Annotated in this window: 14 protein-coding genes; 1 reads left to right on the forward strand and 13 read right to left on the reverse strand. The window is 58.0% G+C overall.

Annotated features, from left to right (window positions below):
• Positions 1–13: 13 nt before the first annotated feature.
• The 10 genes from WCG50_RS00515 to WCG50_RS00560 form a co-directional block, all read right to left on the reverse strand.
• On the reverse strand, positions 14–1,396 hold the full coding sequence (locus WCG50_RS00515) for an oligosaccharide flippase family protein (protein WP_336897598.1): 1,383 nt from the start codon (positions 1,394–1,396) through the stop codon (positions 14–16).
• On the reverse strand, positions 1,390–2,370 hold the full coding sequence (locus tag WCG50_RS00520) for a glycosyltransferase family 2 protein (RefSeq protein WP_336897599.1): 981 nt from the start codon (positions 2,368–2,370) through the stop codon (positions 1,390–1,392). The genes WCG50_RS00515 and WCG50_RS00520 overlap by 7 nt, the downstream gene beginning before the upstream one ends.
• Positions 2,371–2,372: 2 nt before the next feature.
• A complete protein-coding gene (locus tag WCG50_RS00525) occupies positions 2,373–3,584 on the reverse strand; it encodes a glycosyltransferase family 4 protein (RefSeq protein WP_336897600.1) in 1,212 nt (403 codons plus the stop codon).
• A gap of 12 nt (positions 3,585–3,596) precedes the next feature.
• Positions 3,597–4,178, reverse strand: a complete 582-nt coding sequence (locus WCG50_RS00530; RefSeq protein ID WP_336897601.1) for a hypothetical protein — start codon at positions 4,176–4,178, stop codon at positions 3,597–3,599.
• A 4-nt stretch (positions 4,179–4,182) separates the two neighbouring features.
• Positions 4,183–5,184 (reverse strand): glycosyltransferase family 2 protein, encoded by a 1,002-nt coding sequence (locus WCG50_RS00535; protein ID WP_336897602.1) that lies wholly within the window; start codon positions 5,182–5,184, stop codon positions 4,183–4,185.
• A gap of 4 nt (positions 5,185–5,188) precedes the next feature.
• Complete coding sequence (locus WCG50_RS00540) at positions 5,189–6,214, reverse strand: polysaccharide biosynthesis/export family protein (protein ID WP_336897603.1); 1,026 nt, start codon at positions 6,212–6,214, stop codon at positions 5,189–5,191.
• Between the two features lie 61 nt (positions 6,215–6,275).
• Positions 6,276–7,316, reverse strand: a complete 1,041-nt coding sequence (locus tag WCG50_RS00545) for a glycosyltransferase (protein WP_336897604.1) — start codon at positions 7,314–7,316, stop codon at positions 6,276–6,278.
• 90 nt (positions 7,317–7,406) lie between these two features.
• Entirely contained in the window at positions 7,407–9,350 is a 1,944-nt protein-coding gene (locus WCG50_RS00550) for a hypothetical protein (protein ID WP_336897605.1), read from the reverse strand.
• A gap of 8 nt (positions 9,351–9,358) precedes the next feature.
• Positions 9,359–9,781, reverse strand: a complete 423-nt coding sequence (locus tag WCG50_RS00555) for a VOC family protein (protein ID WP_336897606.1) — start codon at positions 9,779–9,781, stop codon at positions 9,359–9,361.
• A gap of 157 nt (positions 9,782–9,938) precedes the next feature.
• Entirely contained in the window at positions 9,939–10,625 is a 687-nt protein-coding gene (locus WCG50_RS00560; RefSeq protein ID WP_336897607.1) for a PilZ domain-containing protein, read from the reverse strand.
• A 127-nt stretch (positions 10,626–10,752) separates the two neighbouring features.
• Between WCG50_RS00560 and WCG50_RS00565 the strand changes: the two genes are divergently transcribed.
• Positions 10,753–11,436 carry a response regulator transcription factor gene (locus WCG50_RS00565; RefSeq protein ID WP_336897608.1) on the forward strand — a complete coding sequence of 228 codons (684 nt, stop codon included), beginning with the start codon at positions 10,753–10,755 and terminating at the stop codon, positions 11,434–11,436.
• Here the strand turns inward: WCG50_RS00565 and WCG50_RS00570 are convergent.
• The 3 genes from WCG50_RS00570 to WCG50_RS00580 all read right to left on the reverse strand — a co-directional run bounded on the left by WCG50_RS00570 (position 11,433) and on the right by WCG50_RS00580 (position 17,346).
• A complete protein-coding gene (locus WCG50_RS00570; protein WP_336897609.1) occupies positions 11,433–11,771 on the reverse strand; it encodes an STAS domain-containing protein in 339 nt (112 codons plus the stop codon). The two genes, WCG50_RS00565 and WCG50_RS00570, sit on opposite strands and share 4 nt — an antisense overlap.
• 110 nt (positions 11,772–11,881) lie before the next feature.
• Positions 11,882–13,927 (reverse strand): SpoIIE family protein phosphatase, encoded by a 2,046-nt coding sequence (locus WCG50_RS00575; RefSeq protein WP_336897610.1) that lies wholly within the window; start codon positions 13,925–13,927, stop codon positions 11,882–11,884.
• A complete protein-coding gene (locus WCG50_RS00580) occupies positions 13,924–17,346 on the reverse strand; it encodes an ATP-binding protein (RefSeq protein ID WP_336897611.1) in 3,423 nt (1,140 codons plus the stop codon). The genes WCG50_RS00575 and WCG50_RS00580 overlap by 4 nt, the downstream gene beginning before the upstream one ends.
• Positions 17,347–17,928 lie beyond the last annotated feature (582 nt).

Here is a 17,928-nt window from a genome sequence, read left to right on the forward strand (position 1 = left end):
CGGTGAGTAAAGTTCAGCGGAGCAACAGGTCGAGCAGCCTATGCATGAGCCAAGCGATGGCCCCGGCCAGCAGCAGTGCCAATGGCCAGACGACCTCGGATTTCCAGGACATCAGGCCCTGGCGTAACTTGAAAACTATAGCCACCGGCCAACCGGCAAACTGGCTGGCCACCACCGCCAGCACCGCGCCTTGAACACTGCCCAACGCATAACCCAGCGGCACCAGAACCACCAGTGCCAGCGCGCGCAGCGTGTTGCTCAAGGTCACCCAGCCGGGGCGATTGCGGGCAAACATCATCTGCTCCAGCACCTGGTAGCGCATGGCCACCAAACCCAGAGCCAACATCTGCAACATCCAGCCAGCCTCGGCATAACGAACATCGTACAGAATGCGCACCACCCAATCGCCCAGCACCAGGGTCAGGCCAGCAATGCTGCCAAGGATGGCATCGGCGATTTGCTGTATGCGGGTATAGACCTTGTGGGCGGCCGCATCGCCGCTGCGCAGCGCTTCGCTCAGACCAGGAAACACCAGATGCGCATTGAGGTTGCCCACCAGGCCAATGATGGCAGCCAGCAGCAGCGAGGCGATGGAGAACACGCCAAAGTCCTGCGCTGCCAATACACCGCCCAGAATCAATTTTTCGCCATTGGAGGCGGCAAAGCCGATGATGGAGGAGAGAAAAATCCACTTGCCGAAACCGACTATGTCATGCAGGCTGGCACGGTCCCAACAAGGCTTGTAGGCGGGGCCATGAAACAGGGTGTGGCTGAGCACGGTGCGCGCCAGCGTGGCGGTGACGGTGCCCAGCAGCAGGCTCCAGACCGAGTGCGTCCAGAGCGCGCAAGAAATAGTCACCACCATGCCGGCCAGTTGCGTCAGCAGTTCAAGGCGCGTAAGCAGCCGGGTCTGCAGTGCGCGCTGGGCGGTGGCAATGTGCATGGACTCTGCCCCTTGCAGCAGGGCACTGAGTGCGAACACCAGCACCATGGCGGGTAGACGTGCATCGGCATAGACGGTGTCGGCACGGAACGGCGCATAAACCGCGCACAGCTTGAGGCCCAGCGCAATCATCGCCACGATGGCAGCCAGCAGCACGCCACGGGCGAACTGCACTGAGAACGCGGTGCCCAGAAATTTTGTCTGCTCGCCTCGCGGATGGGTCACCACGCTTTGCCAGACGCCCAGGTCGGAGAACATCACCAGCGCAAAGTACAGGGTTTGCACTGCGGCCATCAGACCAAAGGACTCGGGCAACAGCAAGCGCGTCAGCACCAGGCTGCTGAGCAGCCGCAGGCCTTGCGACGCCACATTGCTGCCCACCAGCCAAGCCGCTGCGTGCAACATGCGGCGCTGCAAGGAGGGTCCGTTGTCAGCCCCGTCGGCCACTACCACGGCTTGATCGGGCTGGTACTGCCGGAGTCCGTATCAGCCCAGGCCTGGCGCAGTTGGGTGCAGTGCATGGCCATGTCGCTGGCCTTGTCGGTCTGGCAACGCCAGGCAGCGCGCAGGCCGCGCAGTCGGTGCCAACCCCACTCGATGGCCATCAGGCCCAAGGCACCCGCCAGGCCGTGATGCTTTCGGTAATAGAGCATGGCGCTGCGCATGCGCCAGCTTTCAAGTTGGGAGCCAGCGCGCGAAACGCGTGCGCTCTTGACCGTCTTGGCCGAGGCCCCGCCAATGTGCACGGCCTTGAGGCGCGGCCAGTAGAGCACTTTATATCCGTTCTGCTGCAGGCGGCGGCACAGGTCCACCTCTTCGTAGTACATAAAGAAGCGCTCATCAAAACCACCCAGTTTCAGGAACACGCTGCGCGGCAAAAACACAAAGGCACCAGGTATCCAGTCCACTGCGGCATCCTGCTCTGGGTCGGCCCAGCGCCGATCCAGCCGCGCAAAGGTGCGGCTCTGCGGGTATTTGGCGGCCAGCCCGGACATGGTGAAGATTTCATCGCGCAAGGTGGGAAACATGCGCGCCGAAGGCTCACGCTCGCCACGGGTATTGCGCAACTCACCACCGGCCATGCCAGCCTCGGGGTGTGCGTCCATCAGGGCGATGCCCTGGGCCAGTGCGCCCGGTGCTGGGACTGCGTCCGGATTGAGCAACAGCAGGTAACGTCCGCTGGCGCTTTGAGCGGCGAGGTTGTTACCGGCGGCAAATCCAAGGTTGACACAGTTAGGCACCTGTTTGACCCAAGGGTGCAGCGCGGTGACCAATTCAGCGGTGCCATCACGTGAGCCGTTGTCCAACAGCACTACTTCAGCCTGCCAACCAAATGTTTCGCTATGGATTTCGGCCTTCAGTTGGCTTAGCAGCGCGTCCATCAGAGGCGCGGAGTTGTAGGTCACGATCAGTATGGAGAGGTCCATGGTCAGGCCTTGGAAAACTGGGTAAACACGCCACCGAGGGCGCGCACGTTGGAGAACAAATCAAACTGACGGGTGACCTTGGCATAAGCGGCCAGCGCCATGCGCTGGCGTAGCTCGGCGTTGGTGCACAACAGGGTAAGTTGCGTGACCAGGCTATCCACATCGCCGGGCGTGGCCAGCAGACCGGTGTGACCGTGTTCAATCAGTTCCGGAATGCCATTAACCGGCGTGGAGATGCAGGGCACATAGGAGGCCATGGCCTCCATCAGCACCACGGGAATGCCTTCGGCCAGGCTGGGCAGCACAAACGCATCCGAGCGGGCCAGCTCTGCGCGCACGCCTTCCTGGGTTAGCGAGCCGGTCAGGCTGACCTGCGACTGCAAATGCAACTTGGCAATTTCGGCTTCCACACGGCCACGGTCCGGGCCGTCGCCGACCATGGTCAGATGAAAGGGCACGCCACGGTCACGCAGTTGTGCGCAAGCTTGTATCAGGAGCACCTGGCCCTTGGCAGGCGTCAGGCGTCCAATGCTGACGAGTTGCGGCACGGCGGCTGACACGGCGCGCGGTGTGGCCTGAAATACGCTGGCGTCCACGCCCAGACGGCAGACGGTGAACTTGGGCCAATCGGCGGGTGAACTGATGCGCATGAGCTGGCTGCGTGCAAACTGGCTGATGCAAACGATGGCGTCGGCGGCATGCATCTTGAAGGCCAGTTGCTGGCCGGGCACATCGTCAAACTCGTCGGGTCCGTGGATGGTGTAGGACAGATGACAGCCCGTAAGTTGCTTGACCAACACACCCACGCTGGCACCGGCGTTGCCGAAGTGGACATGCAGATGGGCCAGTGACTGGCGCTGCATCCAACGCGCCACCATGGCGGCCTCGACCGTATAGGCCAGGCCTTTGACCAAGCCGAAGCGGCGTGATGCGCCCCATGTCTTCAGCAAGGCAGACGGCGCATGCAAGGCCCAGTAGCCCAGGGCAGCCAGGGCACCGGCAGCACCGTGCTGCTTGACGCCATAGGTCTGCTCGGCCTCGGTACGTTCAGTGGCGTCCATGGTCTCCAGGCTGCGGTCGGGTGCATTGATGGAGGCCGTATGAATTTTGTAGCCTAGAGTGCGCAGGTGCGCAATCTCGCGCAGGATGAAGGTATGCGAAATGGCCGGGTAGCGGCTCACCAGATAGGCCAGGGGAACGCAGGTATTGGACATGGAAAAATAACCTCAGGCAGAAAATGACAGAGCGCGTGCGCGTGCAGGCACACCCACGGCACAGGAAGAAGAAGCCACATCGTGGGTGACCACGGCATGGGCACCGATGATGCTGTTGGCGCCGATTTGTACGCCCTTGAGTACGCAGACGCCACGCCCAACCCAGACATTACGGCCCAGCGCAATGGCGGCACAGTCGTGCCCGCTGTCGCGCATCGAAACCTGGCTTTTTTTATGGTCAGCATCGCGCAGGCTGGCGTACTCGCCCAGCATGCAGTTGTCGCCCAGGGTGATGGTTGCAAAGGCCACGATGTGAACGCCGCGCGACAGCACCACGTTGTCGCCAATCACGATGCGCCCTGCCCCTTGCGTCTCCAAGACCACACCTGGGTAGATGCGGGCGTTACGTCCGATGCGAATATTGGCCGTGCCTTCCACGCTGACTGGCCCCAAAATCACATTGGACACATGCAAGGGACTGCGCAGGCTCGCGCGAAGGCGAGCAAAGCTCCACAAAGCAAGCAGTTTGGCGCCCAAGGTTTGCTGGCCACAGGCCAGTGGCCACAGCAGCCAGGACAGAATATTCTTGGTCATGGGTTTACTCCTTGTAGTCCACCAGTGCCAAGCGCTGAGAGCGCGCATGGGCACGTTTCCAGGCCAGCTGACCAAAGAAAGCAGGAATTTTTTGCACATGCGAATGCAGCGCGTACTGAAGCGCCAACACTGCATCGCCAGCGGCCCGCTCACGGCAGCGCCAAGCGCTGCGCAGCACAACCACCACGCCCAGCGCAGCCAGCAAGCCACCCGCCAACACATGCAGCGCAAAGGCCATCAGCAGCAACAGGGGTGCGGTCACATACAGCAGACCGTGCATCAGGTCACGGCGGGCTTCGTGCTGCCACAGTGCGTCGCCCAGGGCTTGCATTCGATGGGTCACCTCGGCATAGGCGATGCCCGAGCGGTAGCAGCGCCGCGCATAGGCCTTGAAACTGCGCACGGCCAGGTCGTGACGGGTCATCGGAGCGTCGATATGCAGGATCTTCCAGCCCTTGCTTCGCAAACGGGCGCACAGTTCAGGCTCCTCGCCGGCGTTGAGCGTGGCATCGAAACCGCCCACCTGATCCAGCGCACGGCGCCGCACCAGTACGTCGCCGCCAAAATACGGACTAATGCCGGGTGGGTATATCCAGTCCAGATCCAGCACGCGGGTGTAGATCGATTGCTGCGGATTCGACTCGCGACGATGACCCCAAGCTGCACACAGGCTGCTGTCATTCAGGGCGGTCAGCGCATGGGTCACAAATTCCGGATGCAACTCGGTATCACCATCCAGAAACAGGATGAATTCGCCAGATGCGGTGTTCCAACCCAGGTTGCGCGCCTTGGCCGCGCACATCGGGCCTTCGGGCAGCACCAGCGTCTGTGCGCCCTGCGCCTGGGCCAGTGCCAGGCTGTCATCAGTGGAGCGGGAATCGACATACCAGATGTCGTGCTGTAGCACGCCCCAATGGGCCTGCTGCACCGAGGCGATGCATCGTTGCAGACGCTTGCCTTCATTGCGGCCGATGATGACGACCGAGACCGTGGGTGCTGTGACCATGGGTTTAGTAGTACTTTTTAAATGTGAGGTAATTGATACCAAAATCCAAAACCTGAATGGTCGGTGTTATTTGGCGCAGAAAGTATCCGAATTCGCCCAAACCACTGCGCGGCAGAAACAGGACATCGCCGTCTTCCAGGGCAAAGTTGACGGCACGCGCCGGATTGATGAGGTCGGCAAATGTAATCTCTTGAATACTGTTGTTGCCGACGCGGTACAGGCCAATCTTTTCGGGCTTGGCATCTTCAGTCGGCCCACCGGCCTGGGCCAGCGCATCCAGCACCGTCATCCGGGGTGTCAGACGGTAAGAGCCGGGGCGGACCACTTGGCCCAGCACATAGATGGAAGTATCGGAAGAGTCGGGGATGAATACGATGTCGCCCTTCTTCATTCGCAGGTTGTAGGCCGGGTCACCATTGAGCAGGGCCTTGAGGTCTACCCAGATCAGCTTGTCGCGCCCGCGCATGATGGCGCAGCGCGTCAGCGTAGCCTGCTTGTCCAAGATAGGCATGGCACCCGCTCCGGCCAGCACTTCGGCCAACGTGGGGGACTGGGCGAATTTCTGTACGCCGGCATGCTCCACCCGGCCCAGCACAGTGACCTGGTTGGAGGTGTACTCGTCCACGATCAGGCTGACAAAGGGCTGGGTGAAAAACGTGCGCAAGCGCTGCGTTACCAGGTCGCGGCCTTCTTCACGGGTAAGCTCACTCAGGGCGATATCACCGGCCAGTGGCAGGGTGATCTTGCCGTCCGGCCCGACAATGTGCTTGCCACTCACTTCGGGGCGACCAAACACTTCCAGCCGCACCACATCACCACTGCCCATGCGGTAGACCGGGTTGTTTGACTCCTCGATCAGAGCCAGGTCTTCCTTGGACATGAGTGCCGTGGTGGACTGCTTTTCAATGGGACGAAAAGTCTCTGCATGCACTGGCGGTTTGCCGGCACATGCGCTCAACAGGGTCAGGATGAGCAGACACAGCAGGCTGAGCAAGGGGGTGGAGTGTAGGCAGGACCTTAGGTTTGTCATGCCTGCAAGTGTCAGCGGCTGTCGGTTATATATCGTTACCGAAATGTGAACTTCTGCAAGCCTAATCTTGCCAAAGTTGGGCCAGTGCTTCCAGTTGCTGCAATTCGTCTAGCAGCGTTGTCGGCACCGACCAGTCATGCAGGCGACACAGGGACTGGATGCGCAGTCGCCAATCATGCCGCTCCAGGGTGTTACGCACATTGCTGCGGCGCTGCTGTTGTAACTCGCCCTCGTTTTGCAACAGGCTTTGCAGTTCATGTACCGCCTCTTCGGGAACAGCGGAGAGCTCAATAGTGCTGCCCGGCCAATCCAGCATCTCATCGGCCATGCGCGAAACCGGGCGACGCCCGGCCACCACACAACCCGAGAGCAATGACTCAAGCCAGCGGCTGGTCACCATCATGGAGCGTGGACGTCCGCCCTGCGGCTCGATGAGCAGATGAAAAGCCAACGAGACACGCGTGCGGTGCAGCAATTTGAACAGCATGGCCCGCTCCACCTGCACTGTGGGACCGGACAAATTACCCAACGGCGAGTGCAGGTACAAATAGGGCGAGTCCATGCGGTGGAAGGACTGGGTTAGAGCGCGTTGATAGCTAGGCGGCGTTCTACCAAAAGACATGACATCAATCTCTCGCGCAAAGGCCTGGCGTGGTGCCCACTGCAAGGCATCAGTGCCTTGGTGAAGTTGGTGTACCTTGATTCCAAATTTTTGCGCCGGGAAGTCTTGGTCTTCATGGGCGGTCACGGTAATGCTGTCAAACAAGGCCGTCTCGGCGTAGAAGCCGGCTTGGAAGTAGGTGTCGGTGACAAAGGCATGGATGCGGCTGAACTTGGCGCGCACATTGCGAATGGCATTGACCATGGCCAGATCTTCCGGGCCCCGTGCCACCACGAACAGCACATCGCCGCCGGAACATTCCAGCGGGGCAAACTGCAGCTTTTCGCGCCCCGTGATGCGCCGCAACAGCGAATTGGGCTGAATCGCCGGTGACAGTAGCTCGGCTTGAAAAACGCGCGCCAGAATCAACGCCAATTCGTCAATGGCGGCCCAGCCTGCATGGGGCGAACTCTGGCCAGCGTATAGCACGGTCATTTTCATGGGGGGTGTTACCTCTGGGGGGGGAAACCTTCATTCTAAAAATTCACACGCGTGATGTATGGTCGATGTGTGAACTCTCACCCCCTGATTTCAACGCAGTGAAATGGTATCCAAACGGAAGCCTGTGGTCTCGGTCAAAGTGCGGATACGTAAGGTATGAAAACCAGCAGTCAACCGCAGCGTCAGCGATGCCGTCTCCTTCATAGCGCCCCAGCCGGAGGCTACAAGCGCCACCGTGGAGGCCACGCTGCGGCCATCGACCGCCAGTTGCACACTATTTCCTGACTGCCCGGTTTCGGCTCGCAAGCTCATTTGGTAATCGCGCGCAGCAGGGCTCCACAGCAAATAGTCCAGTGACTGCCCTGGATGCAAGTAGCGTAGCCGCAGTCGGGAATCCTTGCTATAGGGCGCATAACTGCCCACATAGTTCATGGCATCCACGCCACCGGGCAACGCATTGCGCTGCGGATCATGCGCCATGTACTTCGCACCAAAGTCCTGCAAGCAGCGCAGCTTGGGCGCATTTTGGTCCAGCAGAGACTCACTCAGCTCCCAACTGCCGTAGCGATGGCGCCAATCGCCAGCCCCGGCCTGAAACCACATGAACAAAGCGCCACCGGTATCGAACCACTTGGCCAGATAGCGCTCGCACAAGGTCAGCATGCGCGGATCGTGGCTGGCTTGGCGCTTGGCGTCCAGGCTGCCCGAGCCAAAGGTGTCGGAGCCGCCCTCATAGGCCAACAGGGGCAAGCCATACCAGCGCGCTAGTGCCACATTGGTTTCCAGTGAGTTCTGACGTTCCAACCGGTCAACCGACGCACCCATGGCGGTCAATACCTGGTCGGCTGAGAGTTGATCCTCGGTCTGGCTGGCACCCAGATTGAAGTACGGGGCCACGGCCACGCCAAAGAGGTAATCCGCAGGCGGGCCGTAAGCCGCTTCGATAAAACGCAGTTGCAATTGCAGGATGGAAGGCTGCACCACCTGTGCCGCCAGCACCGGACGGACACGCTGCGCGTACGCCTGCGGCCCATAAACATCACGAAAAATGGCGGCCATCTCCAGCAAGCGCTTGGCCGTGCGGCGAAAGGCCATTCGGTTGATATCGGTCTCGCCACCCAGGCGCAGCTTGCTTGATTCATTGGCGGCAAGCTCCTCGCGTGCAAGTTGCAGGTTCTTGTGAAACTGACCAAAGCCAGGGTTCCAGACTTCATTGCTGTATTCCAGATAAACATGCAGCCCGGGCTTGAGTAGGGATTTGCACAGCATCGCCAGTTGCCGTGTGTAGTCGTCATCGGCTTCCACTGGCAGGTTGATCCAGAGGTCCGAGGAATTCGTGTTGGACAGTTCCAGCACCCGCTCCCAAGGCACGCCGGCAGCGCTGAGGAAATGCGTGGTTCCCGGATCGGCACGCTGTGCCCATGTGCGAACCGTGCTTCCATTGGTGCGCAACCAGTCCATGAAGCGCAGCGTTTTGAAGGGTGCAATGTGCTGCAGGAACAGTCGGGTGAAGTGCGGTGGATGCTGTGCGTCATAGCCGGGGCGAATCACACGCAGGGCCTTGATGCCTTGGCCCGTGCCCATAAAACGCAGCATCAGCTGTTCAGCACCAGGGGGCATCTCCACGTCAAGCGTGCTGTGGTTTTTGTGAGCGTCATAGGCTGCATTGCGAACCACTGCGGGGGATGCCACCACCTCCACGCGCGCACGGCCGATAAAGCTGACGGCGTATTTACCCGCCGTACCTGGCACATGCCCCTGACCGACCATCAACACTACGCCAAAGTCACCTACCGGCCAGCCATCAACGCCGAGCACAGCTTTCTCGTCCCAGGGGGTCTCTGCAGAGCCAAAGCGGCGCGCTTGTTCCATCAGGTTTACAAACACCGGTGTCTGAGAGTAGTCCGACACCGGCGCCAGATTGGCGCCCAGTGCAGGTGACGCGACCGTTGGCGCCCTCAGTGCGCGTGTTTTTGGAGCGGCTGAGCATGCCAGCAGCAGCGCAAGGAAAAACACCCCTAGTTTTGCCAACACTGCGGCTTTCACGATCGCGTCGGAGCTGGCGCCTCAACCTCGTACAACTCCAGCGGAAGTTGATCGGGGTCCTGGAAGAAGACAAAGCGCTTGCCGGTATATTCATCCAGGCGTATGGGCTCGACTGCGACACCAAGGCCGTTCAGATGCTCAACCCAGGTTTGCAGGTCAAGGACGGCAAAGGCCAGGTGACGAAGTCCGCACGCTTCTGGATACGATGGCCGCTGCGGGGCCTGAGGCATTGAAAACAGCTCGATTTGGCTGCCATCGGGCAGTTGCAGGTCGAGCTTCCAGGAATCACGTGCTGCGCGGAAGTTCTCCGCCAGCACAAGCAAACCCAACACTTCGGTATAAAAGTGCCTTGAGACAGCATAGTCTGAGCAGATGATGGCGGCGTGATGAATGCGCAGCAATTGCGGTATCTGGCTCATGTGGGCACACGTCTGTAAATTTCGACAGGGCAAAAGTTGTCAACGTCACCCCGAGCGTTGACCGATTGCATCCTAATCAGGTGCGCCACCCCCTGCCCGGTTACCAATATGATTCTTTTACCCATGTCTTTGCTTTGTTGGCCTAGCTGTAGTCGCTTCAGGCAAAGTTGCGGGTGCGCTGCACATCCAGCACCAGTGAATCAAACTCGCTTGGTGCGCCATTTTCAAAATTCAAACCAATGGAATAGACGCCCTTGCGCGAAGTGATATGGGCCACACGCAATTGACCAAGTTGCACGCGGTGATCACTGGACTGCAGGATGGCGGCATCGGTCATGCTGCCCTGCTCCGGCGGTGGGCTGTCTGCGCACCGCTCCCACTCGACTGCAAGACCGCCACGGCTGATGTTCTGCACCCTACAGACCACGTCATTGAGATGCGGATCGAGCGCGCAGAAATGTAGAAAATGTCCGGCAGGTGCCGCGCAACGATCACTTCCCCGCGATTGCGAAACATCAATACAGCTTGGCAGGCTCAGCTTAAAACCGTCTTGAACACCCGCATCGGCCCACATCTGACCGGAGGCCAGAAAGTTGGCCCCCTTGGGAGTGGTGCCTATGACAGCGTAGGAAATATCTGCATCCTGCTTGAAATCATGAACACCGCCGCAGACCACATGGATGGCGGTGTTGGTTGCGTCAAAATTTGATATCCGTGCGGGCCGGTGGCCGCCCCCAGCGCCGCACATCAGCAAGAGCGGAATATCTTGCTGATGGTGCCAATCGATGTGGCGACGAATCTCCACAGGAGAGGTAACCTGGGTGAGTAGTTCGGAGGTATTCATGGATGCTGTGTATGCTGCGCGTAATGTCGGTATGGACAGAGAATACGTGGCAAGGCATAAACAAGTGTGGTGTAAATGTGAACTCGCACAGACAACAGGTTTGCCAAATTGACAAAGGAATACTGAAATGCATATTGGCGTATTGGAAGACGATCCGGATCAACAAGCCTTGATGGATTTGTGGCTGCGCAGCGCGCAGCACAGTGTGGAGATGTTTGGCACCGTAGCCGACATGCTGGCGGCCCTCAAAGGAGGAAGTTTCGACGCACTGCTGCTGGACTGGATGCTGCCCGATGGCAATGGCGGCGAAATTCTGCGCTGGGTGCGTCAAAGTCTGGGCTGGAAACTTGCGATTGTGGTGCTGACCTCGCGCGACGACGAGCAGACCGTGGTTGATGCCTTGCAGGCCGGTGCCGATGACTTTGTGGTCAAACCAGCCAAGCAGCAGGAACTCAATGCCCGTCTTTTATCTGCCGCGCGCCGCGCCAGCCCAGGCGGATTGCCTGTCATGCGCATGGGGGCCTACGAGATCGATGTGCCCAAGCACACCCTGCTACTCAACGGCACGCCTGTCACGCTGACGCAAAAGGAATTTGATCTCTCGGTGTATCTGTTTCAGAACCCGGCCAAGCTCATGTCGCGCGACCACTTGCTCGACCGTATCTGGGGCATCAGCAGCGAAGTGGATTCACGCACTGTCGACACCCACGTCAGCCGCATCCGCAAAAAGCTCAAGCTCGACGGCAACATGGGCTGGAAAATGGTGCCGGTCTACGGCTATGGCTACCGACTGGAGCGCGTGGACCTTTAGCTAAACGAAGCCACTGCGCCTTCGGCTGTCTCGTGAATGCTGAAGACGCGGTGCATGCGCATCAGTTCAAACAAAGCCAACACGGAACGTGACATATTGCTCAAACGAAAATCGCCCTTGCGGCCGTTGGTGTCACGCAGGCAGGAGATCAGAGCCCCCAAGCCCGAGCTGTCGACAAATTTGAGACTGGACATATCCAGCACAACGCGGGTCTTGTCCTTGATCAGCTTTTGCATGCCTTCGCGAAAGTCGCGCACGTTGCTGGCATCGAGATTGTCTTCTTGGATTTGAATGACCAAAACGTCATCGCCTTGAATTTGATTGAGTAGTTCCACGCTGTGCTCCTGGTGTCTGCGAATGGGTTTGCTTACTGCAGATTAGACGTTGAATTCGGCACCAACTGTGTCTGAATTGTTGCAGTCAACCGGAGGATGGGTCTGATGAATTACGCCAGCACACTTGCAACAGTTTGTGAGTCATAGAACCGAACCCGGTTGCGGCCCTGCGCCTTGGCTTGGTACATGGCGCTGTCGGCGCGCATCAGTATCTCGTCCTGGCTATCTTCACTGTGAGTGAAAAGGGTCACGCCCATGCTCGTTGTGCAGCGGTGCTCAACTGCGACTGCGTCGGCACCCATGTTCGCCATGCCTAGAACGTAGGGTTCAGCCAAAGCAACTCGAATTTTCTCGGCAATGACGCCGGCCTGCGCCATCGACTCTTCACGGCTGAGCGACAGTTCATCCAGCAGCACCACGAACTCATCACCGCCAAAACGGGCCACGGTATCGATCTCGCGCACACAGGCCTTGAGTCGCGCTGCCATCGCTGTCAGCAACAGATCCCCCGCCGAGTGCCCATGCTGGTCGTTGAGTGGCTTGAAATTATCCAGATCCAGAAACATCAGCGCGCTATAAAAGCCACTGCGCTTGCTCGCTAACAGGGCCTGGCTCAGGCGATCTTTGAGCAGTCGACGATTGGCCAATTGCGTCAGCGGGTCATAGAACGCCAGTTGGTGCACCTGCAGCTCCATGCGTTTGCGCTCGACAATATCGGCTTCGAGTTTGCGCTGGGTGCGCTTCAGTTCCTCAGCTTGCAACTCCAGTTCGACTTGGTACACACGCAGTTCATACAAGACCTGCTGCGCTTTATCGGGCGACAGGAAGCGGTCACTGCGCGAGGCTTCTGTCAGAAAGTTGCGTGCCACCGCCTCTGCCCGCCGGTGCAGTGTCTGGGCCGCAGTTTCCTTGGTTCTCAGTGAGCGCGTCAAAGGAACGACGTGACTGGGCCACTCGACAATGATGGCGGTTTTATCGTCCTGCACCGGTGCGCCACTGGTAAAGCGCCTGAGCGACTGCTGAAGGGACTCGAGCAACGTAAACGGCACCAGCGCTGCCGCTTTGCCGGTCTCGAAGGCGTTGATCAAACGCGCCTGTCCGAACTGTTCACCCTCGGGGTTTCTGGCCTCGGTGATGCCGTCGGAGTACACCAGCAGGCTGTCGCCGGGGCCAATCGGGACGCAGATCTCGACATAAACCTCATCGGCCAGAATGCCGATGGGCAGGTTCGTACCCTCAATGCTCAGCACTTGGCCTTGAGTCGCCGAGCGCAACAGGCCTGGGGTGTGCCCCGCGTTCACGTAGGTGAGCGTGCCGGCCTCCAGATCAAAGCGGTACAAAGCCAGCGTGACATAGGTGGAAAGCTCGGCCAGACGCGGCGTCAACACCCGGTGCAACTGATTGACAATTTCCTCAGGCGTGGGTAGCAAAGTTCCAAACGACTTGACGATCTGTAAGTCGGCCAGCACCTGCTGGTAGGCCGACCTGATCCCGGCGCCAATGAGCGCCGCACTGACGCCCTTGCCCATGACGTCGCCCACCAGCACCTCAAAGCTGTTGGTGTGAATCCGGCGGATGTCTGAGAAATCGCCATCCACCACTTGAGAGGGTTGACTGAAACTGCTGATGTTGGCACCCTCAATGCCTTTGGGAATCACGCCTTGCAGTAAGGTGCGTTGGATGACATTGCCAAATTCGAGTTCCCGCTGGCGTGATGCCTGTAAAAGATCGCTGGCCTGCTTGAGTTCATTGAACTGGGCCTGGATCACATTGCGCAGTCCCTCCCGCTCGAGCAGGTTGCGAATCCTTCGTTGGGCTGTCACAACGTTAATTGGTTTGGTGATGTAGTCGGCTGCTCCCAACTCAAGCCCAAAACTCTCGTCTTGAGCATCACCGAGCGCGGTCAGAAAGATGACGGGGATATCTTGCAATTGATGAGCGCCCTTGATGCGCCGGCAGACCTCAAAACCGTCCATCTCCGGCATCATCACGTCCAGCAGGATCAGGTCAGGCGTCGACTGACTGGCATAGTCCAGGCCCCGCGCGCCAGAGGTGGCAATCTGCAGATCGAAATCATCTTTCAATGCCGCAATCAGTAGTTCTAAATTTTCTGGCACATCGTCGATCACCAATATTTTTGGTCTTGATAGGGTCATGGTGTAGCGCTCCATTCGTATTTGCTTGCCATTTGGTCAAGGCGCTCACGCGCCAGATCAAAGTGAAACTTCTTGAGTGGCAAGCCGACTTCGGCTAGCTCTGGTGCCAATGTGCTGCCAGCGACAAGTTCCTGCAAGGCCTTGAAGCGGTCAATGGCATCGGCCTTGCCTTGCGCCAGCATCGGCAGGATTTCACTGACCAGCGCGCTGATGGCGGCAGGGTCGACCGACTTCTGGTCAAGCCGTGTTGGGACCTTCTGTGGGGCTAGCGGGGCCGCTGGCAGCCACTTTTCCAGTACCGCCCACAGATCACCCTGCATCACCGGCTTGCTCATCATTTCATCCATGCCGACGGCTAGGCAGCGTACTCGAACATCGGTAAAAGCATCGGCACTCAGGGCGATGATGGGGTGGCGCTTCTGCTGGGTCTGTGCCTCCCACTGGCGAATGCGCTGGGCAGCCTGATAGCCGTCCATCACCGGCATTTGCAAATCGGTCAGTATCAGCTGCACGCGCTCGCCGCCCATGAGCGCATCGAGTGCCTGTTGACCGTCGTCTGCAAGCGCCACCTCAAGCCCCATCTGACCCAGCATCACCTTCATCACCATCTGGTTCACTGGGTTGTCCTCAATCACCAGCACACGACCGCGCAACGGGGTGATCGTCGCTCCAACCCCTGAAGTCGTGCTGATGCCCGCTTGCTCATGCAGATCCAGCGCATCGGCTGGGAGCAGGTCGGCCTGGATGCGAAACCAAAAACGCGAACCGATGCCGGCCTCGCTCTCTAGGCCCGACTCGCCGCCCATGGCCTGCGCCAGTTTGCGCACGATGGACAGCCCCAGCCCGCTTCCGCCGAACTGGCGCGTGGTGGAGTTGTCTGCCTGAGAGAAGGTTTGAAACAACAGCGCCTGCTTGTCTTTGGCAATCCCAATGCCGCTGTCAGACACCGAGAATTCAAGTGTGGCGGTTTGTTCAGTGCACACCACTTCACGCGCTTCGATGCGGATAACCCCCTGCAGAGTGAATTTGATCGCATTGCCCACGAGGTTAGAAAGCATCTGGCTCAAGCGGTTCGGGTCGCCCAGGTAGCGATTTTCGGGCCCGTTCCAGCGGACTTCAATGGTCAAGCCCTTGGCGCGGGTCGACGGGGTAAACAGGTCCTTTATTTCACCGATGAGTTGCGCTGGTGCCAGCGCGATGGCTTCAAGATCAAGCTTGCCGGCTTCAATCTTGGACAGATCCAGGATGTCGTTAAGCAGGGCCAGTAAGGACTGGCCGGAGTTCAGAATGGTGCCTGCATAGTCGCGCCGATTGGACTCCGAGATGTTGGGCTGCATCAGCACCTGCGCCATGCCCAGCACCGCGTTCAACGGCGTGCGGATTTCGTGGCTCATATTGGCCAGAAACTGGCTCTTGGCCAGGTTGGCCACTTCAGCCGCTTCACGCGCTTGCGCCAGGACTTGCTCGGCCGTTTTGAAGGCTGTGATGTCGGTATAGATCAGCAAAATCCAATCTTTGGAAATTACCTTTCCACGGACTTCTAAATAAGTACCGTTGGCCTGAAGTCGCTCGAAACAGATGGTTTTTCGGTCGTGCATTAATTGAAGAAACCCGCCCAAGACTTCTTCATAGGTCTGATCCGGGTAGTCGCCCCGGTCAAAATTGAAACGGACCATTTCCGCAAAATTCAAACTCTCTTTTTGAGCCAGTTCAGGCGGGTAGCCCAGGATGGGTCCAAACTGTTGGTTGCGCAGAACCACGTCACGCGCCTCATTCAAAACCACCACACCGAATGTCAATGACTCCATGACCTCAGTAAGGAATAGGCTGAGATCGGCTATTTTTTGCTGGCGCGCCTTGTTGACGCTGTTGTTGATCATCGTGGCGCGGGAGCCGACTACTTGGCCTTGTACATCGAAGACGAGATTGGAACTGATCAGGACAGGAATGTGGGAGCCGTCCTTGCAGATGACCTCGTGTTCAATATTCTCGAGCTTGCCGTCTCGCATCAGTTTTGGAAAAACCTGCGCGAATAGGGCTATATTTTTTGCATCAAAAAACTGGGTCGGGCTTTGCCCTATGACCGCTTCGCGGGTGTAGCCCAGTAAATCAAGCGCCGTCTGGTTGATATCGATGATTAGGCCCTGTGCATCCAACGAGTGATAGCCGCAAGGGGCTTGGTTGTAGAGGTCAGCCAGCGCCTGGGTGCGCTCCATGACTCTGGATTCAAGGTTCAGGTTGGCTTCTATGAGCAACTTTTCGCTGTCGCGCGAGTTCTGCAAGGCGATCTGTACTTCGATTGACTTCAAGCCTAATTTTTGCGATGTATCTGCCATTGCAGTGGCAACTTCATTGGCTTCCTCAAAGTAGACTTTGGGCACACGCAGCGGGTTGCCGTCGATCAAGTCTCTGGCTGGCAGGGTCAGACCTGTCACTGAACGGGCAATTCGACGGCCCATGAACAGGGCTAAGACGATCCCAAGACCAAGCAGCAAGAGCAAGCCCACCCCCATCAGTGCTGCTTTGCGCATGAGTGCCAACTCCAGACTCTCGCGGGGAATGCCAATACCCACCCGCCACTTGGAGTTGGGGGCGGTGCTGAACGCTGTCAAATTTCGAGCGCCTTCTTGCGACACCAATTCAATGACACCTTCGTTTTGCTCGTTGAACATCTTATATTTGGTTAATGCTGCTGCTTTCCCCACTGTCTCTTCAAACTTATAGGTCCGTGCGGCAATCACCCCCTTGCTGTCTAGCGCAAAGGCAATCCAGTCCTTGGGGAAACTTTGCTGGCGAAGCAACTCATTGATACGTTCCGGATCGAAGCTAATGCTCAGAACGTAAATAATTTTTCCTCCATTGAACACTGGCACGGCAATGGTGATGGCGTGCTTTTTTCGGAAGCCGCCAATAAAGACATCGGAGATCACGGACTGCCCAGTCGCAAAGACCTGACGCAATTGCGCCTGATTGCCATAAAGCGGCAAAGCAGCACCGAAGTCGGTCAATGTGTTGAGAACTACTTGCCCGCTCGCGTCGCTGAGCACCATATGCCCGGCTATTTGGACCCTTGCTAAGGCGCTAACGGCATTGTTTTGAAACAGGGCCAGTTTGTTGTCCCTTAGCGTTTGGTCCTGAGCGAGCATCAAAGCCGTCGTTTCGAGTTGCGAAAACTTCTGATCCAGCACCAGACTGAGGGCATGGGCCATCTGGACGGATGACTGTTCAAGTTGCTTGCGTTCGACTTGAATGTCCTTGATAAAAAGGAAAATGGTCCCGACCATGCCGGGGAGCATGCAACCGAGTACCAGTCCCATGAGCAGGGTGCGCACAGTGGGCAGGCGATGACCACGCATGGCGTGACTGCGAGTCTGTGGGGGCAGGCGCGCCCGTTCGTAAATCTGGCGAATGAAATTCATGGTTTCAAGCTATCCGACGTACAAGACCTTGACTCTGGACGTCAAAGTACAGGTCCATGATTGCATCGTTGGTGTGAGGGTGGCTGAAATGGCCGTCGGATTGCATCCGATTTTGAAAAACCTTGACCGATGCCCGGATGGTTATTTTTTGAAGACTAAACATTGACCCAGTCCGAATCTGTTGTACGTCCAAGGGACGACTGAGTGCTGAACGAGTAAATCGCTCATACACGGGTTGCAACAAAGGCGTGTTCTGGGCCTCTAGGTACTGCAACCGGGGGCACGGGTTAGCTGGTTATTCTTTTATTATCCCGTCAATAGATGAATTTATACGAATTTCGTTAAATTTCGTTAAATTATTTAACAGCATAGCGGTGACTTCACTGCAACTTACCCGTACTTTTGAGCGCAGTGACTTTTTGGCGGCAGGTTAATAGCAGCCAGGACACTCTACATGTCTATCGTCGTCAATGCGGCGAACGTACGCCTCACCCTTTAAGGTACTTTCGGGTCAAGTTTGAGAAGTGGCGCTAAATGGCATTGCAAGAGGGTCTTGCAAAGAGCGCAGGAGGTGTGTCAGCG

It is taken from the genome of Rhodoferax sp., from assembly GCF_037143375.1.
GTDB lineage: Bacteria > Pseudomonadota > Gammaproteobacteria > Burkholderiales > Burkholderiaceae_C > Rhodoferax.

Excerpts from the sequence above, each read along its gene's own strand:
- WCG50_RS00520 (WP_336897599.1), bottom strand. The coding sequence starts at position 2,370 with ATGGACCTCTCCATACTGATCGTGACCTACAACTCCGCGCCTCTGATG.
- WCG50_RS00525 (WP_336897600.1), bottom strand. The coding sequence starts at position 3,584 with ATGTCCAATACCTGCGTTCCCCTGGCCTATCTGGTGAGCCGCTACCCG.
- WCG50_RS00530 (WP_336897601.1), bottom strand. The coding sequence starts at position 4,178 with ATGACCAAGAATATTCTGTCCTGGCTGCTGTGGCCACTGGCCTGTGGC.
- WCG50_RS00535 (WP_336897602.1), bottom strand. The coding sequence starts at position 5,184 with ATGGTCACAGCACCCACGGTCTCGGTCGTCATCATCGGCCGCAATGAA.
- WCG50_RS00540 (WP_336897603.1), bottom strand. The coding sequence starts at position 6,214 with ATGACAAACCTAAGGTCCTGCCTACACTCCACCCCCTTGCTCAGCCTG.
- WCG50_RS00545 (WP_336897604.1), bottom strand. The coding sequence starts at position 7,316 with ATGAAAATGACCGTGCTATACGCTGGCCAGAGTTCGCCCCATGCAGGC.
- WCG50_RS00555 (WP_336897606.1), bottom strand. The coding sequence starts at position 9,781 with ATGAGCCAGATACCGCAATTGCTGCGCATTCATCACGCCGCCATCATC.
- WCG50_RS00560 (WP_336897607.1), bottom strand. The coding sequence starts at position 10,625 with ATGAATACCTCCGAACTACTCACCCAGGTTACCTCTCCTGTGGAGATT.
- WCG50_RS00565 (WP_336897608.1), top strand. The coding sequence starts at position 10,753 with ATGCATATTGGCGTATTGGAAGACGATCCGGATCAACAAGCCTTGATG.
- WCG50_RS00575 (WP_336897610.1), bottom strand. The coding sequence starts at position 13,927 with ATGACCCTATCAAGACCAAAAATATTGGTGATCGACGATGTGCCAGAA.
- WCG50_RS00580 (WP_336897611.1), bottom strand. The coding sequence starts at position 17,346 with ATGAATTTCATTCGCCAGATTTACGAACGGGCGCGCCTGCCCCCACAG.